Annotated in this window: 19 protein-coding genes; 6 read left to right on the plus strand and 13 right to left on the minus strand. The window is 70.1% G+C overall.

All coding sequences use genetic code 11. The features are described from left to right. Positions 1 to 312 precede the first annotated feature (312 nt). The 6 genes from folE to dacB form a co-directional block, all read right to left on the minus strand. The gene (folE, locus tag ABZ297_RS03875) at positions 313 to 897 is read right to left on the minus strand and encodes a GTP cyclohydrolase I FolE (protein WP_355338911.1); all 585 of its coding nucleotides are present in this window, start codon (positions 895 to 897) and stop codon (positions 313 to 315) included. Further along, positions 894 to 2,888: an ATP-dependent zinc metalloprotease FtsH gene (gene ftsH / locus ABZ297_RS03880; RefSeq protein WP_355338914.1), complete on the minus strand. Its 1,995-nt coding sequence runs from the start codon at positions 2,886 to 2,888 to the stop codon at positions 894 to 896. The genes folE and ftsH overlap by 4 nt, the downstream gene beginning before the upstream one ends. Positions 2,889 to 3,127: 239 nt before the next feature. Continuing rightward, entirely contained in the window at positions 3,128 to 3,679 is a 552-nt protein-coding gene (gene hpt, locus ABZ297_RS03885) for a hypoxanthine phosphoribosyltransferase (RefSeq protein WP_355338917.1), read from the minus strand. A 10-nt stretch (positions 3,680 to 3,689) separates the two neighbouring features. Beyond that, positions 3,690 to 4,691, minus strand: coding sequence for a tRNA lysidine(34) synthetase TilS (tilS, locus tag ABZ297_RS03890; RefSeq protein ID WP_355338920.1), 1,002 nt, complete (start codon positions 4,689 to 4,691; stop codon positions 3,690 to 3,692). A gap of 58 nt (positions 4,692 to 4,749) precedes the next feature. Beyond that, entirely contained in the window at positions 4,750 to 5,826 is a 1,077-nt protein-coding gene (locus ABZ297_RS03895) for a zinc-dependent metalloprotease (protein ID WP_355338923.1), read from the minus strand. 205 nt (positions 5,827 to 6,031) lie between these two features. Next, positions 6,032 to 7,453, minus strand: a complete 1,422-nt coding sequence (gene dacB / locus ABZ297_RS03900) for a D-alanyl-D-alanine carboxypeptidase/D-alanyl-D-alanine-endopeptidase (protein WP_355338926.1) — start codon at positions 7,451 to 7,453, stop codon at positions 6,032 to 6,034. Between the two features lie 85 nt (positions 7,454 to 7,538). On the opposite strand from dacB, the gene ABZ297_RS03905 reads away from it, so the two are divergent. Beyond that, positions 7,539 to 8,033 (plus strand): inorganic diphosphatase, encoded by a 495-nt coding sequence (locus ABZ297_RS03905; protein WP_355338929.1) that lies wholly within the window; start codon positions 7,539 to 7,541, stop codon positions 8,031 to 8,033. 4 nt (positions 8,034 to 8,037) lie between these two features. Here the strand turns inward: ABZ297_RS03905 and ABZ297_RS03910 are convergent, their stop codons facing one another. The 5 genes from ABZ297_RS03910 to ABZ297_RS03930 all read right to left on the minus strand — a co-directional run bounded on the left by ABZ297_RS03910 (position 8,038) and on the right by ABZ297_RS03930 (position 14,022). Continuing rightward, complete coding sequence (locus ABZ297_RS03910) at positions 8,038 to 9,150, minus strand: NlpC/P60 family protein (RefSeq protein ID WP_355338932.1); 1,113 nt, start codon at positions 9,148 to 9,150, stop codon at positions 8,038 to 8,040. Between the two features lie 81 nt (positions 9,151 to 9,231). Continuing rightward, positions 9,232 to 9,888: a hypothetical protein gene (locus ABZ297_RS03915; protein WP_355338935.1), complete on the minus strand. Its 657-nt coding sequence runs from the start codon at positions 9,886 to 9,888 to the stop codon at positions 9,232 to 9,234. An 8-nt stretch (positions 9,889 to 9,896) separates the two neighbouring features. After that, a complete protein-coding gene (locus tag ABZ297_RS03920; protein ID WP_355338938.1) occupies positions 9,897 to 11,342 on the minus strand; it encodes a sigma factor-like helix-turn-helix DNA-binding protein in 1,446 nt (481 codons plus the stop codon). A 195-nt stretch (positions 11,343 to 11,537) separates the two neighbouring features. Further along, positions 11,538 to 12,347, minus strand: coding sequence for a hypothetical protein (locus ABZ297_RS03925; RefSeq protein WP_355338941.1), 810 nt, complete (start codon positions 12,345 to 12,347; stop codon positions 11,538 to 11,540). Positions 12,348 to 12,411: 64 nt separating this feature from the next. Beyond that, on the minus strand, positions 12,412 to 14,022 hold the full coding sequence (locus ABZ297_RS03930; protein ID WP_355338944.1) for an ATP-binding cassette domain-containing protein: 1,611 nt from the start codon (positions 14,020 to 14,022) through the stop codon (positions 12,412 to 12,414). A gap of 187 nt (positions 14,023 to 14,209) precedes the next feature. Here ABZ297_RS03930 and ABZ297_RS03935 point away from each other — a divergent pair, with 187 nt between their 5' ends. The 5 genes from ABZ297_RS03935 to ABZ297_RS03955 all read left to right on the plus strand — a co-directional run bounded on the left by ABZ297_RS03935 (position 14,210) and on the right by ABZ297_RS03955 (position 18,204). Further along, positions 14,210 to 14,671, plus strand: coding sequence for a hypothetical protein (locus ABZ297_RS03935; protein ID WP_355338947.1), 462 nt, complete (start codon positions 14,210 to 14,212; stop codon positions 14,669 to 14,671). A gap of 44 nt (positions 14,672 to 14,715) precedes the next feature. Next, entirely contained in the window at positions 14,716 to 15,021 is a 306-nt protein-coding gene (locus tag ABZ297_RS03940; protein ID WP_355338950.1) for a hypothetical protein, read from the plus strand. A 224-nt stretch (positions 15,022 to 15,245) separates the two neighbouring features. Further along, positions 15,246 to 16,430: a DUF4185 domain-containing protein gene (locus tag ABZ297_RS03945; protein ID WP_355338952.1), complete on the plus strand. Its 1,185-nt coding sequence runs from the start codon at positions 15,246 to 15,248 to the stop codon at positions 16,428 to 16,430. Then, entirely contained in the window at positions 16,427 to 17,437 is a 1,011-nt protein-coding gene (locus ABZ297_RS03950; RefSeq protein WP_355338955.1) for a DUF4432 family protein, read from the plus strand. Before ABZ297_RS03945 ends, ABZ297_RS03950 begins: the two co-directional genes overlap by 4 nt. Further along, positions 17,434 to 18,204, plus strand: a complete 771-nt coding sequence (locus ABZ297_RS03955) for an SDR family oxidoreductase (protein ID WP_355338958.1) — start codon at positions 17,434 to 17,436, stop codon at positions 18,202 to 18,204. The genes ABZ297_RS03950 and ABZ297_RS03955 overlap by 4 nt, the downstream gene beginning before the upstream one ends. A 928-nt stretch (positions 18,205 to 19,132) precedes the next feature. Here ABZ297_RS03955 and ABZ297_RS03960 read toward each other — a convergent pair. After that, complete coding sequence (locus ABZ297_RS03960) at positions 19,133 to 20,335, minus strand: transposase (RefSeq protein WP_355338961.1); 1,203 nt, start codon at positions 20,333 to 20,335, stop codon at positions 19,133 to 19,135. Between the two features lie 73 nt (positions 20,336 to 20,408). Then, positions 20,409 to 20,894: a hypothetical protein gene (locus ABZ297_RS03965; protein ID WP_355338964.1), complete on the minus strand. Its 486-nt coding sequence runs from the start codon at positions 20,892 to 20,894 to the stop codon at positions 20,409 to 20,411. Between the last annotated feature and the right edge of the window lie 4 nt (positions 20,895 to 20,898).

Below are 20,898 nucleotides of genomic sequence, written 5' to 3' on the forward strand. Positions count from 1 at the left end.
CCAAGTGCCCAATGAGAAGCGTGAAGCCCGGAGATTGAAAGGGGCTGAGATGGTCTCACCGTCTCGTAACGGCGCCCGGCCACGTACCGGTCAGAGGCCGTATTCCTGGAGGCCCTCAGCCCCGTACGGCGGGTGGCGTCTGCCCCCGCCGTGCCGTAACAGAAAAAGGCCTCAACAAGCGACGCCGGCCCGCCACACCGAAACAGAAGAAGGCTTCAACGAGCGACGCCGGCCCGCCGCGCCGTAACAGAAAAGCGCCCTAGCGAGCGGGACCGGCCCCGCCGGAACAGAAACAGAAACAGAAGCGGACGACTACGGGTGGCGGCCCAGGATGAGCGCCATCGCCTCGGAGCGGGTTTTGTCGCTGGTGCGGAAGTCGCCGCGGACGGCGGAGGTGACGGTCTTGGCGCCCGGCTTGCGCACACCCCGCATCGTCATGCACAGGTGCTCGCATTCCACCACGACGATGACCCCGCGCGGATCCAGGACGCGCATCAGCGCGTCGGCGATCTGGCTGGTCATGCGTTCCTGCACCTGCGGGCGGCGGGCGAAGACGTCCACCAGGCGGGCCAGCTTGGACAGGCCCGTCACCTGGCCGCGGTCGTTGGGGATGTAGCCGACGTGGGCCACCCCGTGGAACGGGACCAGGTGGTGCTCGCAGGTCGAGTAGACCTCGATGTCCCTGACGAGCACCATCTCGTCGTGGTCGACGTCGAAGACCTTGGTGAGGACGTCTTCCGGCCGCTGCCCCAGCCCCGAGAACTGCTCGGCGTAGGCGCGGGCGACCCGGGCGGGCGTGTCGAGGAGGCCGTCGCGGTCGGGATCCTCGCCGATGGCGTAGAGGATCTCGCGGACGGCCTTCTCGATCCGCCCCAGGTCAACGTCGTGCGAATTCACGCACTTTCTCCGGAGGGCAGAGCGTCCTGGCGGCCGGAGGGGAGGGAGCCGTTGGTCGACTGCTCCTTCGGCGTCAGGATCGGCGGACGGTCGGAGGGGAGCCGCTTGCCGTAGCCCGCGTAGGACGGGCGGTGCTCCTTGACGACCACCGGTGCGAAGATCTGCAGCACCTGCTCGCGGGAGAGAGTCTCCTTCTCCATGAGCTCCAGCACCAGGTTGTCGAGGACGTCGCGGTACTCGACCAGAATGTCCCAGGCCTGGTCGTGCGCCGTCTCGATCATCCGGCGGACCTCTTCGTCGATCGTGGACGCGATCTTCTCGGAGTAGTCGCGCTCATGGCCCATCTCGCGGCCCAGGAAGACCTCGGCCTGGCCGGTGCCGAACTTGCGGGCGCCGAGCTGCTCGCTCATGCCGTACTCGGTCACCATCCGGCGGGCGACCGCCGTGGCCTTCTCGATGTCGTTCGAGGCGCCGGTGGTGGGCTCGTGGAAGACGAGCTCCTCCGCCGCGCGCCCGCCGAGCAGCATGGCGAGCTGGTCCATCATCTCGGACCTGGTGGCCAGGAACTTGTCCTCCATGGGCAGCGTCATCGTGTAACCGAGGGCGCGGCCGCGGGACAGGATCGTGATCTTGTGGACCGGGTCGGAGTTCGGCAGCGCGTGCGCCACCAGCGCGTGACCGCCCTCGTGGTAGGCGATCATCTTCTTCTCCTTGTCGGACATGACCCGCGACTTGCGCTCGGGCCCTGCCATGACACGGTCGATCGACTCCTCGAGCACGTCCATCGTGATCAGCTTCTGGTCGGCGCGCGCCGTGAGCAGCGCGGCCTCGTTGATCACGTTGGCCAGGTCGGCGCCCGTGAAGCCGGGCGTGCGACGGGCGATGACGTCCAGGTCGACGTTCGGCGCGAACGGCTTGCCGCGGCCGTGGACCTTGAGGATGCCCTTGCGGCCCTCCAGGTCGGGACGGTCGACGGTGACCTGACGGTCGAAGCGACCAGGACGCAGCAGCGCCGGGTCGAGGATGTCGGGCCGGTTCGTCGCGGCGATGAGGATCACGCCGCCCTTGACGTCGAAGCCGTCCATCTCGACGAGCAGCTGGTTCAGCGTCTGCTCGCGCTCGTCGTGACCGCCGCCCAGGCCGGCGCCGCGGTGGCGGCCGACGGCGTCGATCTCGTCGATGAAGATGATCGCCGGGGCGTTCGCCTTCGCCTGCTCGAACAGGTCGCGGACACGCGAGGCGCCGACGCCGACGAACATCTCGACGAAGTCGGAACCGGAGATCGAGTAGAACGGCACCCCGGCCTCACCTGCGACCGCGCGGGCCAGCAGGGTCTTACCGGTGCCGGGCGGGCCGTACAGCAGGACGCCCTTGGGGATCTTCGCGCCGATCGCCTGGAACTTGGCCGGGGCCTGCAGGAACTCCTTGATCTCCTGGAGCTCCTCGATGGCCTCGTCGGCGCCGGCGACGTCGGCGAAGGTGGTCTTGGGGGTGTCCTTGGTGATCAGCTTCGCCTTGGACTTGCCGAAGTTCATCACCCGCGAGCCGCCGCCCTGCATCTGGTTCATGATGAACAGGAAGATCAGCACGATGATGACGATCGGCAGGAAGCTCACCAGGATGCTGATCAGGACGTTCTCCTGAGGCACCTCGGTGGTGAAGCTCTTGGTCTTACCAGCCTGGACCTGGTTCTGCAGCTCGTCGGTCAGCTTGCTGCCGTAACCGGACACCCAGTCGGACTGGATCATCTTGGTCGGAGTGTCGCCGGACTTGACCGCGATCGGGGTGTTCAGCGTCACCTCGATCCGGTTGTCCTTGTCAACGATCTTGGCGTTGCTGACGTTTCCGGCGCGAATCTGCTGGAGGACCGTGGACGTGTCGGCTTGCTTGAAGTTGCCCCCGCCGCTCCAGAGCTGGGTGACGAGCAGGAGCAGCACGACGATGCCCAGGATCCACAGCAGTGGCCCACGTGTAAATCGCTTGAGATCCATCCGATGCGGAACCCCTTGCGGGCCCGTCCCTTCCTGACCATGGCCTGGAACCCCGGGTACGCCCCGGGGCCGCGGCATCCGACGCCGCGACTTCTGACTACCCGAAGGGGGACACAGGGTCGCCCTCCTGGAGTCAGAAGGTACACCGGCACAGCGCGCGGAGGGACCGCCCGCTACACCGGTCTTGCCCTACCAACGTACGTCAGGTTGCGGCGTGTTCCCGGCCACCGTCAGGATTGCTACCTGTAAACGTGCGGGGCAAGCGTGCCGATGAAGGGCAGATTGCGGTACCGCTCGGCGTAGTCAAGGCCGTAGCCGATGACGAATTCGTTGGGAATGTCGAAGCCCACGTACTTGACGTCGAGCGGCACCTTCACCGCGTCCGGCTTGCGGAGCGCGGCGCAGATCTCCAGCGAGGCCGGGTTGCGCGACTTGAGGTTCTCCAGCAGCCAGTGCAGCGTCAGGCCCGAGTCGATGATGTCCTCGACGATCAGCACGTGGCGGTTCATGATGTCGGTGTCGAGGTCCTTGAGCACCCGCACGACGCCGGACGACCTGGTGCCCGCGCCGTACGACGACACCGCCATCCAGTCCATCTGCACGGGCACGTGCAGCGCTCTGGCCAGGTCGGCCATCACCATGACCGCGCCTTTCAGCACGCCCACGAGCAGGACGTCCTTGCCCGCGTAATCCTCGTCGATCCGCCCGGCCAATTCTTTGATCTTCGCCTGGAGCTCGTCCTGTGGAATGAGGACCTTCTCCAGGTCCTTGCCCATGTCGGCAGCGTCCACCTGTGGTTCCTTACGGGATGGGACTGATGGCGAGTATCAGGGTGCCACACCGCCTCACGGCGGTCCGACCCCCGGGCAGGTCCACGCCCTTCTGCCCGTGCCAGGCGGTGACGAGCCGCTCCACGGCGAGCACGTGCGTGGCGGACAGCGCCCCGGACGGCGCTCCGACGGCGATGGCGGCCCTGCGCAGCACCCGCCGTCTGACGGCCCCTGGGAGCCCTTCGAGCCCGGGGACGGTCAACGTCACGATTCCGCCGATATCGCTAAGAGCGCAATTCTGGTACGCCATGTCCGCCCACTCGTCGAGGGCGTCGGCGTCGTCCCTGGCGAGTCTCGCGGTGCGCGCGAGCGCTTCTGTGACGCCTGGGCCGAGTTCCCGTTCGAGCAGCGGCAGGATCGCGGCCCTGACGCGGACCCGCGTGTAGCGGACGTCGTCGTTGTGCGGGTCGTTCCACGGGGCGAGCCCGAGCGCTTGGCAGGCGGCGACCGTGGTGGCTCGCGAGAGCTCCAGGAACGGCCTGCGGTAGCGGCCGCTCGCCGCGGCCATGCCGGAGAGCGATCTGAGCCCGCTCCCCCTGGCCAGGCCCAGGAGCACGGTCTCGGCCTGGTCGTCGCGGGTGTGACCGAGCAGCACCGCCACGGCTCCGAGCCTGTCGGCGGCCGCGGTGAGCGCGGCGTACCTGGCGTCTCTGGCGGCGGCCTCGGGGCCGCCCGCCGTGCCCACGCGCACGGTGAGCACCTCGGCGGGGTCGAGCCCGAACTTGCCCGCGAGCGCGGCGACCTCCACCGCGCGCTCCGCCGAACCGTCCTGCAGGCCGTGGTCGACGGTGAGCAGCCCACCCCTGAGCCCGGCGCGCGGCGCGACGAAGCCGAGCGCGGCGGCCAGGGCCAGCGAGTCGGCGCCGCCGCTGCACGCGGCGAGCACGAGCGCGCCCCGGTCGAGGTCGCTCAGCGCCTCGCGCACGACCCGCCGCACGTCGGCGACGGCTGGATGGGGACCCACGGGTCCCATTGTTCCGCGCCCCCGCACCTCGCGCCGCCGAAGCGGATCGGGTTGGGGGCGCGGTGGGTCAGGCCGGGAGCGCGGGGGTGCCGATCACGCGGCGCACCCAGCTGCGCGGGTCGGTGATCTCCGAGGACGTCGGCAGGGTCTCCGGGGACGTCCAGACCCGGTTGAAGCCCTCCATGCCGACCTCCCCCACCACGGTGCGGACGAACGCGGAGCCCTCGGCGTACTGCTTCATCTTGAGGTCGATGCCCAGCAGCCGGCGCACGGTGCGGTCGAGGCGCGAGCCGCCCTCCCTGCGCTGGGCGAACTTGGACCTGATGTCGGACACCGACGGCACCACCGACGGCCCGACGGCGTCCATGACGTAGTCGCCGTGGCCTTCCACCAGCGTCATCACGGCGGTCAGCCGGTCGAGGATCTCCTTCTGCTCCGGCGACTGGATGGCGTCGATCAGGTTGCCCTCGCCGCCCCTGACCACGTCGGCCACGGTGTCGGCGGCGTTGCGCAGCCGTTCGAGCAGCGTGCCCAGGTCGAGGTCGGACGCCAGCAGGAAGTCGGTCATCTGCGAGCGGACGTACTCGCGCAGCCAGGTCACCCCGGTGAACTGCACCCGGTGCGTCTCCTCGTGCAGGCAGACCCACAGCCGGAAGTCGTGCGGGTCGACGTCGAGTTCGCGCTCGGCGTGCACGATGTTGGGCGCGACCAGCGTCAGCCGGCCCGCAGCCTCGCGCCCGGTCGGGTCGGGCGGCAGGAACAGCTCGTACTGGCCGAGCACCCGCGAGGCGAGGAAGGCCAGCACTGCGCCCACCTCGACGCCGGTGATGCGGGAGCCCACCGCGGAGACGATGGCGGGCGGCCCGTTGACGGCGTCGGCCATCCGCTGGGTGAGCGGTTCGAGGACGACGCGGAAGCCCTCCACGTTCGCCTTGATCCAGCCGGGCCGGTCGACGATGGTCGCCGGTTGCGGCGCCGTCTCGGCGTGAATCCTGGTGAACTCACGGACGTGCCCCTCGGCCTCGCGCGACAGTGTGCGCAGTTCGGCGACGGCCTGCCTGGCCTCCTCACGACTCACTTGGGGACCGGGGCGCACCAGGCGCGTGCCGGTCGAGACGGCCAGATCCCAGTCGATCACCTGCATACCGTCCACCGTACGTGCTCCACTCCCAACCCGCGAAGAAGCGCCGGTCTCTGACCCGCTAAGGAGCAAAGCGGCTGAGAAGTATCGCCATCAAACCCGCGAAGGAGCGCCGGTGTCTGGACTGAGGAGAGAAGGAGCGAAGCGACTGAACGACGAGGGAAGACACCGGATCACAGCGACTGAGCCGCGATCCGAAGGATCGCCATCAAGCACGCGCGACGATGGCCGCGAGCCGGTCGAGGACGGGTTCGGCGTTGATCGGAACGCGGTCGGCCATGAAGGCGAACGTGACCAGCCGCCCGTCCTTGGTGGTGGCCATGCCCGCCAGCGTGTTGACGTTGTTGAGCGTGCCCGTCTTGGCGCGGACCAGCCCGACCTGCCCCTTGCTCTCCTTCTCGGTGAAGCGCCGGCCGTTGCCGAGCGTGCCGGAGAACCCGGCGATGGGCATGCCGGACGCGATGGCGTGCAGGCCGGGGTTGGCCGGGCTGCTGGCGATGGCGATCAGCCTGGCCAGCGCGTCGGCGCTGATGCGGTTCCTGGGGGACAGCCCGCTGCCGTCCTGGACCTGGATCCCCTTGGACGCGCCGAGCCGCTTGAGCACCCCCAGCACGGCGGTGGTCGCGCCCTGGAACGACGGCTCCTGTCCTTCCTTGACGGCGACGTGCCTGGCGAGGGCCTCCGCCAGGTCGTCGTCGCTGAATGTGAGCGTGTGCTCGACCAGGGCGTAGACGGGCGGCGAGTCGACCCTGCCGAGCTCGGCGGCCCCGGGAGCGGCCTTCACCGAGCGGACCGTCCGGCCGACCGTGAAACCGTTCTTGCGCAGCAGCCGGGCGAAGGCGGCGGCGGCGTACTGCGGCGGGTCGGCGACGCGCGGCTGGGAGGAGGCCGGGTTCTGCTTGCCCTCGTCGATCGCGAGCGCGGACACCGGCGCGATCTCGCCGTCGGGGATGTAGTTCGGCTTCCAACCGGGGTTGATCGGCGCTCCGGTGAACAGGCTGGTGTCGTAGCTGAGTGTGATCTTGGTGACGCCTCGCGCCTTCAGCGTGGCCGCGGTGCGCGCGGCGAGCGTGGCCAGCGACGCCTGCTTGGGGTAGCTGCCGGGTTTGGCCGACGGGCCCGCGAGGGTCGGGTCGCCGCCGCCCACCAGCACGATCGAGCCGGGCTGGGCGCCCTGGACGACCCGGGTGGAGAAGCGGGTGTCGGGGCCGAGCGAGGCGAGCGCCGCGGTGCTGGTCACCAGCTTCGTGGTGGATGCGGGGGTGATGCCCGTGTCGGCGTTCGAGGCGAAGATCCGCTCGCCGGTGGCGGCGTCGAGGACGACCGCGCCGACCCGGTCTCCGAGCGCATCGTCACCCAGGGCGTCGGTGAGCTGCTGCGTCAAAGTACCCTTGGTCGGGAGAGGTCCTTCTCCGGCCCTCGCCGGAAGCTGGGCCAGCACAGGCCCCGCGGTGACCACGGAGGCGGGGGGAGACTCCTCGGGAGACGCCGTCGGCCCGTCCGGTGGTGACTGGTTCGTCAACGCGTCCAGGCTGAAGTTGTTGTTCACCGCGTACACACCGGTGACGATCACCATCACCTGGAGCAGGGCGAGAGTGGCCAGCATCACCCACCGCTCGTGCCGCGCCACGTCGCCTGACCTCTCTTCTGGTGTTCGCCTACGAGACATTAACGCCCTGCCGGGGGTTCCCGGGGGCCTGAGCGGAGGAACCGCGGTGGAGTTCGACGTTGTCGTTGAGATTCCCAAGGGACAACGGAACAAGTACGAAGTGGACCATGAAACCGGGAAGATCAGACTTGACCGGCTCCTGTTCACCTCCACGCAGTACCCCGCCGACTACGGCTTCATCGAACACACCCTGGGTGAGGACGGTGACCCGCTCGACGCGCTGGTGCTGCTGCAGGAGCCGACGTTCCCCGGCTGTTACATCACGTGTCGTGCGGTCGGCATGTTCCGCATGACGGACGAGAAGGGGGGCGACGACAAGGTGCTCTGCGTCCCCTCCACCGACCCGCGGATGGAGCATATCCGCGACATCCACCACGTGGCCGAGTTCGACCGGCTGGAGATCCAGCACTTCTTCGAGGTCTACAAGGACCTCGAGCCCGGCAAGTCGGTCGAGGGCGCCAACTGGGTGGGCCGCATGGAGGCCGAGGCCGAGATCGAGCGGTCCTTCCAGCGGGCCAAGACCGAGGGCCACGCGCACTGACACGTCATTGGGGCCTGGTGGCGCCCACCAGGTCCCATCGGTCGATCGGGGCGACCCGCACCACGTCGCCCGTCTGCGGGGCGTGCACCATCATGCCGTTCCCGACGTACATGCCGACGTGGTGGATCGTGCCGGGGTCGTCGCTGATGTAGCCGAAGAACAGCAGGTCGCCGCGGCGTAGCTGGTCCAGCGGCACGTGCGGGCCGGACGTCCACTGGGTGCCCGTCCAGTGGTCGATGGTCACTCCCGCCTGCTCCCAGGCGCGCATCGTCAGGCCGGAGCAGTCATAGCTGGACGGGCCGTCGGCCGCCCATACGTACGGCTTGCCGAGCTGGGTCAGGGCCCAGTTGGCGGCGAGGTCGCCGTGGGTGGAGCCGGTGCCGACCAGCGCGCTGCTGTACCTCGTCCGCATGATCGTGCGCTGCCTGGCCAGCCGTTCCGCCCTGGTACGGGCCGCTTCGACCTCCCGTTGGAGCTCGTCCCGCGTGGCCTTGAGGTCCTTGGTCTCGCGCTTCTGCTCGGCCACCGCCGCCTCGGCGGCGAGCTTGGCGAGCCTGACGCGCTCGGTCGCGGCCTGGTGGTCGGCGTAGGCGTCGGCCGCCTGGGCCCGCAGGATGGCCGCGACCTCCTGCACGTCGCGCATGTGCTCGAGGATCTGGGCGCGCTCGCGGCCGAGGTGTTCGAGCAGGCTCGCGCTCTGCAGGGCGCTGTCTCCGTCGACGCCGACGAGCAGGCTGAGCGCGGGTTCTGGCAGGTCCAGGCCGCCGTAGCTCTCGGCCGCGAGCACGGCCACGGCCTGCCGCGCCTTCTCGACCTCGGCGTCTGCCGCGGCCAGCCGGGTGTTGGCCTCGGTGGCCGCCTGCTGGGAACGTTCCAGCTGGACCTGTTCGCCGTTGTACGCCTCGACCAGCCGCTCCACCCTGGAGTCCAGCTCCTCCAGTTGCGACTGCGCGACCGCGAGCTTCGCGCCGGCCGCGCCGAGCCGCTTCGCCCGTTCCTTGACGGCCTCCCGGGCTTTCGCCACGTCGCGCGGGGACGGCACGGGGTCGGCGTGGACCTGGGGGCACGTGGCGAAGACCAGGGCGGCGGCCAGAAACGCTGCTCCGACGGAGTGCATAGATCCCCCTCACGCGTGATCTCCCTATGCACTCCGTTCCCCTTGATCACTCAGCGCACACATGCACCTCACGCAACGTAGTCACCGCAGGCGGAAGAGTCGTTCCATCCACGGGCGGACCCCTGGGGCGGCGGGCTGGGCGGCCCGGGGATAGGTGAAGACGGGGGTACGGCTCCCGTACGCGGCATGGAGTTCGGCCGCCTTGCACCAGTCGGCGGTGACCCGGGCGGCGGACCAGGCGGCGGCGAGCGCCGGTCGGGACTCCGGATGCCTGTCGTAGGTCTGGTAGAGGGTCATCGCGGCGTCGGCCGCCACGTGCCCGTCGCCGGGGTAGGCGGTGCCCGCCAGGTAGGGGGCGGTGACCCGGCCGCCGTGGCGGGTGTCGAGCACCCAGGTCCAGTTGGCGAGCACCAACCCGAGCACCGGCTCGGGCACCCTGGCCGCCGCGGCGTACATGCGTTCCTGGCGGGGGCCCGCCAGGCGGCGGGAGGCCCAGAGCCAGTCGAGGTCGGCCGGCGGCTCGTCGCCCGCCAGCCAGGACAGCACGGCCAGGCCGCGGGCGGTGCGCAGGCGGCAGAGCTCGAGAAGGTCGCGGAGCATGCGGGGGCTCTGGTCGAGCCAGGTGGGCCAGGAGACGCGGTGGCTCCTGGGCACGAGCGCGGCCAGCTCGTCGCGGACCGGCAGCGGGCAGACCCGGCGCCCGAGGTGGGGGTCGTCGCGGATCTCGTACGCCTCCATCGGCTGGCTCAGCCGGTCTGGGTGGGCGTGGGGACCTGGGGGTCGCTGGGCGTGCCGACGGGGCCGGGAGTCGTCGGCGCGCTCGTGGGTTGCTGGGTCGGGGTGACGGTGGCGGTGGCCGTGGGGGTGGCCGTGGGAGCGACTGTGGGGGTCGCAGTGGGAGTCCGGGACCGTGACGGGGTCGGGCACGGGGTGCGGGTCGGGCGGGTCTGGTGGTCCCTCGGAGGCTCGCTCGGCGTGGCGGTCGGCCCGGCAGGTGCGGGGGTGGGCGTGAGCACCCCGGAAGGTCGCACGGTCGCCGTCGGCGCCTTCGTGTGGGTGGAGGACGTCTGGACGGGGACGGCGCTCGGCGTGGGGAGGGTCACCGGGCGGGCGGAGGCGATCGACACGATCGGGAACGTTCCCGTGCTGTCGAGAATGCGCTCGACCTTGACGAGAGAGTCCTGCGGGGCGGGCTGCCAGGGCAGCCTGACGCCGGGCGGCTCGCCGGGCGGCGGGAACGCGGCGGTGGCGAGCCCCGGCAGGCCGCCACTCTCGCTGCCGAACTGGTGGAAGATCAACGCTATCGCCACCACGGTCGCGACCGCCGCCAGCGCGCCGCCCACTGCCTGAGGCCATTTTCGCGGCCGCCTGCCGTCCGGTACGGGAAACCCGGCGGCGTCGAGCCCGCCCGAGCGCCTGGCCACGTACCGCCGGTACGGCGTCAGCTCGGGGTCGATGAAGCAGCTCATCACCCTGACCCTGAGCGAGCCGGGCAGCGCGACCCGGGGCAGCAGCTCGAAGACCTTGGCCGCCGACACCTGCCGCGAGCGCTGGGGCGAGCAGACCTCGCAGCCTCGCAGGTGGCGCACCAGCTGCTGGCGCATCTCCGGCGTCAGCTCTCCGGAGAAGCCGGACAGGATGCGGGCCCGGCGCGGGCAGTCGTAGGGGCCTTTCCTGGCCAGGATCTCCGCCGCCACCGCCTCGCGCAGCCGCTCGCGCGCCTCCTCCTGGGCCGTCTCGACCTGGCGCGGCGGCACCCCGAGGACCGCCGCGAGCTCCGCGGTGGACAGCTCGTGCCCGGCCGACAGCTCCAGCACCTCGCGGTCGGCCGGCGCCAGGCTCCGCGTCGCGTTCCACGCCATCACCCGCAGGTCGGCGTCGGCCGGGTCGTCGAGCACCGGGGCCTCCGCCAGCGCCTCGTCCGCGCCGGGCGGTGTGGCCATGCGGCGGCGCAGGCATTCGGCGCGCGCCAGCGCGTAGAGCCAGGCACGCAGCCTGCCCGGGTCGGACAGCGCGCCCGCGTGCGCCTCGGCCGCGATCAGCGTGTCGCGCAGCGCCACCTGCGCGCTGTCGGCGCTCATGAGAAGGGACCAGCAGTATCGGTAGATGCTCTCGGCGTACGCGTCGTACAGCGCCGCGAGGGCACCCGGGTCGCCGGCGCGGAGAGCCTCGACCAGGACGCGGTCAGTCATGTGACCGAAGGTAATGGATTAGTAACTAGCAGTTCTACCGATTCAGCGGGAATGGCATCCCTTGCTAACCGCACAGCCATAAACGTTTTTAGCCATTTGCACGACACGCACGTATTCGTCCGCGATTTGGTTTGTGCCTGATTTATCGCTTTATTGAGGAACGCGTTTCCGCCGCGCCCGCGCAGGGCGCGGCGGTCACTGCTTGTGGTCGGCCATCTGCATCGCCTGGGAGCCGCGGTCCACGGCGAACGGCTCCGTGGTGGGCTTGACCGTGTGCACCGGCACCGCGCCGCCGAGCGCCAGGTCCTCGAAGGGGCGGGCGGTCGAGCCCCAGGTGCGGGCGGTCACCTCCGTGCTGGCCACCTTGGTGCCCCGCGGCAGGCCCTCGACGGTCAGGATGAAGCGCGGCGGATCGCCCGCCTTGACGTCGTCCACGAACGTACTGCCGCCGCCGAGCAGCTTGCCCGAGCTGTCGCGCAGCAACGCGTTCACCACCAGGCTGCTGGCGGCGAGCTGGTACGGGTTGGAGACGTATCCGGTGATGAGGTACGACCCGTCCTTCTGAGGCAGTGTCTGCACCCGTGAGACGGGGAACTGCTTGAACGCCGAGACGATGCGGGCCGCGGGACGCCACTGGGCCGGCCGGTAGTCGATCGTCACCTTCGCCGGCTTCGCCGTGGCGGTCGCCTGGCCGGTGAAGGCCAGCGACCCTCCCGGCGGCACCGCGTCGAGCGGCTGGTCCATCCTGACCACCTCGGCGCCTCCGGCGTCGCGGGCGACGACCGTGGCGACCACGTGCTCGCCGAAGTGCCACGGGTTGCTGTTCGTGAGCACTCCGGCCCAGTTCACGGCGTACCCGCTGCCGGACTTGACGATGTTCGACACCTGCTCTTTGAGGGCGAGCGGTTTGAGCTGCTGTTGTGGCTTCTGTTCCTCGCTGGAGCACCCGGCGAGGCAGATCGCCCCGAGTGCGAGGAGGCTGACGGTTCGACTACACGGGATCACTTTGCCGTGATAGCCGGTTCACGAGCGCCTCTGGCAGAGGACACGCGACGGCCGTACCAACTCTTTAACGGGGACGCACCACCCGGGCCTCGTCCCAGACCGGGGTCGGCGACTCGTAGACGGTTCCGTCGGAACCGAACACCAGGAACCGATCGAAATCCGCGGCGAACCAGCGGTCGTGGGTGACCGCCATGACCGTGCCGTCGAAGGCGTCCAGACCGGCCTGAAGCGCCTCGGCGCTGGCCAGGTCCAGGTTGTCGGTCGGCTCGTCGAGCAGCAGCAGCGTCGCGCCCGACAGCTCCAGGAGCAGGATCTGCAGCCGTGCCTGCTGGCCGCCCGACAGCGTGTCGAACCGCTGCTCGGCGACCCTCCCGGCCAGTTCGTACCTGGCCAGCGCCTTCATCGCCTCGTTCTTCAGCCTGGCGTGCTCGGTCATCACGATCTCGACCGGCGTCCGTCCGAGCAGGTCGGGACGGGCGTGCGTCTGGGCGAAGTGGCCGGGCACGACCCTGGCCCCGAGCCTGGCGACGCCGGAGTGGCCGATCTGCTCGCCCGCGAGCAGCCGCAGGAAGTGCGACTTGCCCGACCCGTTCGAGCCGAGCACCGCGACGCGCTCGCCGTACCAGACCTCCAGGTCGAACGGGCGCATCAGACCGGTCAGCTCCAGGCCCTCGCAGATGACCGCCCGCTTGCCGGTGCGCCCGCCTCTAAGTCGCATGCTGATGTTCTGGTCGTTGGGCGCCTGCTCGGGCGGACCGGCCTCCTCGAACCTGCGCAGCCGGGTCTGGGCCGCCCGGTAGGCCGGGGCCATGCTGTCGTTGTACCTGGCCTTGTCACGGAGCATGACGACCAGGGCCTTGAGCTTGGCGTGCTCCTCGTCCCAGCGCCTGCGCAGCTCGTCGAGCCGCTCGTTGCGGGCCTTGCGGGCCTCGGCGTAGGTGGCGAACCCGCCACCATGAATCCAGATATTTCCGGATTCCACGGTCACGATCCGGTCGGCCGCGTTCGCCAGCAGCTGGCGGTCGTGGCTGACCAGCAGAACGGTCTTCGGCGTCTCCCTGAGCTGCTGCTCCAGCCACTCCTTGCCGGGGACGTCCAGATAGTTGTCGGGCTCGTCGAGCAGCAGCGTCTGGTCGGGGCCCCTGAGCAGGGCTTCGAGGACGAGCCGCTTCTGCTCGCCGCCGGACAGCGTGGACACGTCCCGATATTTCACGTTGTCGTACGGCGCGCCGAGCGCGGCGACCGTGCACGTGTCCCACAGGACCTCGATGTCGTAACCACCGGCGTCGGTGTAGTCGCTGATGGCCTGGGCGTAGCGGAGCTGCGCCTTCTCGTCGTCGCGCTCCATCATCACGAGCTCCGCCTGCGCCAGCCGCTCCGCGGCCAGCCGCACGGCGGGCGGCGCGACGCTCAGCAGCAGGTCGTGCACCGTGCTGCCGTCGCGGACGCTACCCACGAACTGCCGCATCACCCCCAGCCCGCCGGAGCTCGCCACGCTCCCCTCAACAGGCTGCAGATCACCCGCGACGAGCCGCATGAGCGTGGTCTTCCCCGCCCCGTTGGGCCCGACGAGCGCGGCCTTGACCCCTTCGCCGATCCTGAAGGAGACATCGGTCAGCAACGGCCGCCCATCGGGCAGCACATAGGTCAGATGTCCAACTTCGACGTGCGGCACTTCAATCCCCTCCAGCTCCCGCCGTAGGGTATCGACCACCTTCCCCGCCGGTCACCACGTTTTCCGCCAGCCTGCCGCCCGGACGCGCCCCCGCGCCCCAGAGCCGTGTGCCCGCGCTCGACACACCGGGAAAGGCGGCCGACCCGCGGCACCAGCATGTCTGAACTACTTCAGATAGACTGTGGTCGTGACGACGAAGAGCTTTCCGTACAGCGCCTTTCTGCGAGGCCCATCGCAGGTCCTCCCGTCGCTGGAAAGCGCCGACGTCATCCTCGAGCGGCGCGACGACGAGAACCTCATCTTGATGCGGGCGGAGCGTTTCGAGGCCGGTACGGCCAGCCTGCGTATCGCCGCCCGGGCCCTGGCCATCGTCGCCCGCCGTAACAGCGACCTCGCCGAGGAGGTTCTCACCGAGGAACTCCCCTGGGTCACCTGGCTGCCCGACACCGAGCGCCATGAGTGCGTGCGTGAACTGCTCGGCCACCTGATCGCGGGAGCCGACACCGGCGAGCTGCTGCCGTTCGGACGCGCGCTGGCCTCCTGGCGATCCACCGCGATCGTCTGGAGCGACCCGCAGCTCGCCCGTGAACTGCAGGGCCCGTTCACCGGCGACGGGCCGGACGTTCCTCGCCCCATCGACGAGTCCTGATGGCCGGCCGAGGTGACGATGTTCCCCGGCCTCATCCGTGGCGCGTGCGTTTCGCCGACCGCCGCGCCGCCGAGGGCTGGAGCCATCTGCTCGCCCACGCCCAGGAGAACCTCGACAGGGCCTGGGTCGCCATCACCGGCGACCCGCGGCATGTCGACAGCCGCCAGCATCCACTCAAAGGCGCTCTCGGCGTTGTGAAGGTGGGGGGCGACGCGCTGGAACAGTGGCAGTACGAGGCCACGTCAGGCGGGCGCGTCTGGTACGCGATCGACGACGAGCGCCGCACCTTGTGGATCACACGGGCAGGGACCGGGCACCCGAAGCACGCTTCCTCGGCACCTACGGCGTGACGGTGAAGGACAGGACGATGAAGTACACCAGCACCCCGTCGATCTTCGTCAAGGCGGGCACGCCGCTCACCCTCACGGCCCAGCTCGAAACGAAGCTCGTGGACAAGCCGGGACAGCGATGACGTAACGGCGCGATGAGGGCGGGCTCACAGAGGGGGTAGACAGTAAGTGATCTAATGACTAGAACTGTAGGGAACTTCTCCCCTTCCCCCTAGGAACGTCCGATGACGCGATTCCGGTCCGCCCTCATCCCCCTCGGCGTCGCGCTGCTCGGCCTCACCGCCGTGCCGCACCAGGCGGTGGCCGCACCGCCCAAGCCCACTCCCTCCGTGTCCATGACCGAGCGGGCCGCCACGACCGAGCGGGCCGCCACCGCCGCGTCCGCGTGTGCCCCCGCCGTCAAGGGCGCGACCGTCGACGCCCGGCTGACCAGCCTGTTCACCAACTACGGCAACGACAACAGCCGCACCGACGACTGGACCGGCGCCGACGGGACGTACTCGCTCAGGCTGCCCAGCGGCAAGGAGCTGTGGATCTTCTCCGACACCTTCCTCGGCCAGGTGAACGCCGACGGCTCCAGGCCGCCGGTCGTCGAGGAGGGCGGGACGACCGTCTTCCTCAACAACTCCTTCGCCGTCGAGCAGGACGGCAGGCTCTCCACGATCCACGACGGGACGCAGGAGCAGCCGAAGGCCGTGATGCCGCCCCGCGACCAGAACCACTGGTACTGGGCCGGCGACGCGACCCTCGCCGGTGGCGTGGTGGAGGCGACCTACCAGGAGTACGAGCGGTACGGCACCGGCGCCTGGGACTGGCGCTGGCACAAGAACGTGGTCGCCCGCTTCGTCCCGGGCCGGCTGAACCAGCCGATCGACGTCCACGACCTGCCTTCCGGCCACGGCGTCTCCTGGGCGTCCGCGACACTCAAGGAGGGCGGCTACACCTACGTCTACGGCGTGGAGGACCTGGGCTCGCCCAAGTACATGCACCTCGCCAGGGTCAAGGGGCAGAGCCTGCTCGGCCGGTGGGAGTTCATGAAGGCCGACGGCACCTGGTCGCCGGACGAGGCCGACTCGGCCCGGATGATGAGCGGGGTGGCGAACGAGTACAGCGTGACCAAGGTGGGCAACGGCTACGTCCTGATCACGCATGACACGAGCGAGGTGCTGAGCCCGCGGATCGTGGCCTACACCTCGTGCTCGCCCACCGGCCCGTTCACCGGCAAGCAGCTCGTCTACACGACCCCGGAGACGGGCGGGAACATCTTCACGTACAACGCCCACGCGCACCCGGACGTCTCGGGCAACGGGCTGGTCGTCTCGTACAACGTCAACAGCTTCGTCAACACCGACCACTACCGGGACGTCTCCATCTACCGCCCGCGGTTCATCGACGTGAGCTTCGAGTGAGACGGAACTGGGCGGCTCGCCTGCGGCTCGTCACGATCGACGGGCTGCGGGCGGTCGTGCTTGAGAACGAGGCGCTGCGCGTGACCGTCGTGCCCGACAAGGGCGGCGACGTGGTGGAGTTCCTGCACAAGCCCACCGACACGGACTTCGTCTGGCTCTCCCCGCAGGGCCTGCGCAATCCGCACGACCACCTGCAGGGGGCGGCGGACGACGTCGCGCAGTTCATCGACCACTACGAGGGCGGCTGGCAGGAGATCTTCCCCAGCGGCGGCGCGCCGAGCGAGTACCGGGGCGCGCGGCTGGCGCAGCACGGGGAGGTGGCCGGGCTGCCGTGGGAGGTCGAGGTGCTGGCCGACTCCCCGCAGGAGGTGGCCGTCCGGCTGAGCGTGCGGACCAGGCGGCTGCCGTACCGGCTGGAGCGGACCATGCGGCTGGCGTCGGGCACGGCCGCGCTGGAGGTCGAGGGACGCGCATCCAACGACTCGGGGCTCGACCTGCACGCCATGTGGGGCCAGCACATCGTGTACGGCGAGCCGTTCCTGCGGCCGGGCGCCAGGATCAGGCTGCCGGAAGGCGTCACCGTGGTCCCGCACGACAGCGCGATCAACCCCGCCGGGCGCCGGGTGCAGGCAGGTGGGCCGTGGCGGTGGCCGGTCGTGCCCGCCGAGGGCGGCGGCGAGACGGACCTCAGCGTGGTCCCCGGGCACGGCGCGCCGAGCGACATCGTCTACCTGACCGGCTTCAGCGAGGGCTGGTACGAGATCGTGGGGGACGTCGGGCTGCGCGTGGAGTGGGACGCGACGCTCCTGCCGTACCTGTGGATGTGGCAGGAGCTCGGCGCGTCCACCGGTTACCCGTGGTGGGGCCGGGCGTACACGATCGGGCTGGAACCGTTCTCCAGCATGCCCACCGACGGGCTGGCCGCGGCCGTGGCGAACGGCACGGCGCTTAGCTTGGGACCGCACGAGACGAGGACGTCGCGGTTTCGCGTGGAGGTGCTGACATGAGTGAGTTCGAAGGAAAGGTCGCGCTGGTCACGGGCGGCTCGATGGGGATCGGCCGGGCGGTGGTGGACCGGCTGGCCGACGGTGGGGCGTCCGTGGTCTTCTGCGGCGCCGACAAGGACGCGGTGCTCGACAGCGAGCACGTCACCGGCGTGGTCGCGGACGTGCGGCGGGCCGGCGACATGCGCGACCTCGTGGACCTGGCCGTGGCCAGGTATGGCGGGCTCGACATCGTGGCCACGTGCGCGGGCGTGCAGCGGTACGGCACCGTGGTCGACACCCCCGAGGACGTCTGGGACGAGGTCCTGGACATCAACCTCAAGGGTGTCTACCTGACCTGCAAGGCGGCGATCCCCCGGCTGAAGGCGCGGGGCGGCGGGTCGATCGTGGTGATGTCGTCGGTGCAGGCGTTCGCCTCGCAGGCGCAGGTGGCGGCCTACACGGCGAGCAAGGCGGCGCTGAACGGCCTGACCAAGGCCATGGCGCTGGACCACGCGGCCGACGGCATCAGGGTGAACGTGGTCTGCCCCGGCTCGGTCGACACGCCGATGCTGCGCTGGGCCGCGGACCTGTGGCGGGGCTCGCTGTCACAGGAGGAGCAGGTCGCGCAGTGGGGCCGGGCGCACCCGCTCGGCCGGGTCGGCAGGCCGGAGGAGGTCGCCGAGCTGGTGGCGTTCCTGGCGGGACCGCGCTCGTCGTTCATCACGGGCGCCGAGCACCGCGTGGACGGCGGCCTGCTCGCGCGCAACCCGGCGGCCCTCCCCGAGTGACGGCCACGGGCAATAGGCGCACGGGCAGAGAGCGCACGGGTAATAAGCCCTCGGGTAATAAACCGCGCGAGCGCGTGATGGCCGCGCGCCCGCTACCTGTCAGCAGCCTGGCGTGCACGGCACGCGGGACTCGCGGCGCCGGTGCCGGCGGAGGCCGGTGCGGGAGGCCGCGAGCCGGCCGAACGCGCGGCGCCGCCGGAGGCCGCCGCGGCACACCGCCGACCGGCCGCGCCCGGCGGTGACGATCCCCCGCCGAAAGGCTGAGCCGACGCAGAACCGGGCCTCCGGCTGACCCGACGCCCACCTGCGGGCGAGCCCGTCTTCCACCGGACACGCCCGGCTGCGCGCCGACCGGGCCGCTACCTGGCCTGACGACCGCCTGCCCGCGGCGCCGACTTCCAGCAGCCGTCGCGGGGCGCTGAAGGGCGGCGCCGGGGCGGGATAAGAACGGCCTGCGCGGCGTGGAAGGCCGCGAACCGGCCGAACGCGCGACCGGCGCGCGGCTCCGCGGGCCGGACGGGCCCGGCGGGCGGCCGGCGCGGCGACGGCCCGTTCCAGCGTGTTGGGATCCTGCGATGCTGCCCATGGCCGACCCGCTTTCTGTGCGCCCTGGTTCGGTGTGGCCGATCCCGGAAACCGGAGCCGCCGCGGTCGTTCAGCGGCGCCCGTGGCTCGGCCGGTGGCCGTCGAGCGCGTCGCCGACAGCCCGGACGGTCGGCCGCACGGTGGTGTCCTCGGTCGGCGAGTTCCTCGATCGGTAACCTAGCGTGTTGACAGGTATACCCAAAGTTATGACTCGCCGATCCTCGCCGGGCGTTACACGGCCTATTTTCCCAGTTCAGACCCCTCGGACGAACGCCGCCAGGTCGGCCGACTGCCGGAGGCGGCTCGGCTCGTGAACGTACATCATTTGACTTCCTCCCCGCTTCTAAAGGAGGGGGATTCCCACCCTCGCGAGTGAGGTTTCCTGCTTCACAGCCGACCGCACCCGGGAGGACCCGGAGTGTCTCACGTCAGCTCCACAGGCGGACACCGCTTGACCAGCGGCCAGAATGTTCTTGGCAGCGTTGATGTCCCGGTCGTGCCGGGTGCCGCAGGACGGGCAGTGCCACGTCCGGGTGTTGAGCGAGAGTTCGGCGAGCAGGTGCCCGCACGCCGAGCAGGTCTTGCTGGAGGGGTACCAGCGGTCGATCACGATCAGGTGCCGCCCCTGTCTGGCGGTCTTGTACTGCAGCTGGCGCCGGAACTCGCCCCATCCGCAGTCGGAGATGACCCGCGCGAGGCTACGGTTGCGGACCATGTTCTTGACGGCCAGGTCCTCGATCACGATCAGGTCGTGCTCGCGTACCAGGCGGGCGCTGGTCTTGTGCAGGAAATCGGCGCGGGCGTCACGGACCTTGGTGTGCGCGCGGGCGACCTTCGCCCTCGCCTTGTTCCTGTTGTTGGAGCCGCGCTGTTTGCGGGCCATGCGCCGCTGGTAGCGAGCCAGATTCTTCGCCTTGCGTTCCAGATGACGGGGATTGGCGATGCGCTCCCCGGTGGACAGGACCGCGAAGTCCTTGACCCCCAGGTCCACACCGACCGCCGAGCCGGTGGCCGGGGCCTGCCCGGGTTCGCCGGCGGTCTCAACGGCGAAGGAGGCGTGCCACCGGCCATCGGGGTCGCGCGAGACGGTCACCGTCGTCGGGTTCAGCGTGGCAAGGTCCACGCCGGGCCAGGACCACACGAACGCGACCGGCGCGTCCATCTTCGCAAAGAACAGCCGCCCGTCCTTCCAGCGGAACGCCGAGCGTGTGTAGGTCGCCGACTGCTTGCCGTGCCGGGACTTGAACCGGGGATAGCGGGCGCGTCCGGCGAAGAAGTTCACGAACGCCGTGTACTGGTGCCGCAACGTCTGCTGCAATGGCACACAGGAGACCTCGAACAGGAACCCGAACTCGGGATCGCGCTTCAACTCGGTCAGATACCGGTCGCTCTGCGCGTAGGACGTCGTGATCCCGTCGGCGCGGTAGCGGTGGACTCGCCACGCCAGCGCCTTGTTCCACACCAGGCGTACGCAGCCGAACGTGCGGTTCAGCACCACAGCCTGTTCGGGGGTGGGGTAGACCCGCACCTTGTACGCCGTACGCACGTTCGCATTTTGCCGCAGCACAGAAAGATCCGTCAGCGAACGGGAGAAGGTGAGGTTATGTGCGCTTCGCGCCCTAGGTTGTCCCGACTCCGCAGGGCCACCCCTCGCGGGATCCGGATTCCGCCCGGCCCTCAAGGACCGGGCTTCCTCCGGAGGTCATGGCGAAGTGGACCGTGCCGAAGTCGAGCACGGTGGAGATGAGCATCAGGCCGTTGAGGTACATGCCGTAACGGGTCTGCAGGTGGTCGGCCAGCGCCCCCGCGTCGCCCATCAGCACCCGGCGCGGGCCGAGCACGCCGAGGTGCAGCCACACGCTCGACGAGCCGGGCCCGCCGTTGAAGGCGAACGTGACGGGCCTGGTCAGCGGGTCCGCGCCGTCGAGCGTGTAGGCGGTGACGAACACCTCGGCCTTGGGCCGGTGGCCGTCGAACCTGCCGTCGGTCGTCACCTCCTCGCGCAGGACCACGGTGCCGGTCGTCGCGGTGTACGGCCGGCCGTCGGCGAGCGCATGCTGGGTGGTGACGAGGTTGTCGGCAGGTTGCCGCTGTTCTTCAGCCATGACG

Origin of the sequence: Nonomuraea sp. NPDC005983 (genome assembly GCF_040614375.1) — a bacterium.
In the GTDB taxonomy this organism is placed as follows: domain Bacteria; phylum Actinomycetota; class Actinomycetes; order Streptosporangiales; family Streptosporangiaceae; genus Nonomuraea.

Excerpts from the sequence above, each read along its gene's own strand:
- ABZ297_RS03920 (WP_355338938.1), bottom strand. The coding sequence starts at position 11,342 with ATGACTGACCGCGTCCTGGTCGAGGCTCTCCGCGCCGGCGACCCGGGT.
- ABZ297_RS03965 (WP_355338964.1), bottom strand. The coding sequence starts at position 20,894 with ATGGCTGAAGAACAGCGGCAACCTGCCGACAACCTCGTCACCACCCAG.
- ABZ297_RS03955 (WP_355338958.1), top strand. The coding sequence starts at position 17,434 with ATGAGTGAGTTCGAAGGAAAGGTCGCGCTGGTCACGGGCGGCTCGATG.
- ftsH (WP_355338914.1), bottom strand. The coding sequence starts at position 2,888 with ATGGATCTCAAGCGATTTACACGTGGGCCACTGCTGTGGATCCTGGGC.
- ABZ297_RS03945 (WP_355338952.1), top strand. The coding sequence starts at position 15,246 with ATGACGCGATTCCGGTCCGCCCTCATCCCCCTCGGCGTCGCGCTGCTC.
- ABZ297_RS03895 (WP_355338923.1), bottom strand. The coding sequence starts at position 5,826 with ATGCAGGTGATCGACTGGGATCTGGCCGTCTCGACCGGCACGCGCCTG.
- tilS (WP_355338920.1), bottom strand. The coding sequence starts at position 4,691 with ATGGGACCCGTGGGTCCCCATCCAGCCGTCGCCGACGTGCGGCGGGTC.
- ABZ297_RS03915 (WP_355338935.1), bottom strand. The coding sequence starts at position 9,888 with ATGGAGGCGTACGAGATCCGCGACGACCCCCACCTCGGGCGCCGGGTC.
- ABZ297_RS03910 (WP_355338932.1), bottom strand. The coding sequence starts at position 9,150 with ATGCACTCCGTCGGAGCAGCGTTTCTGGCCGCCGCCCTGGTCTTCGCC.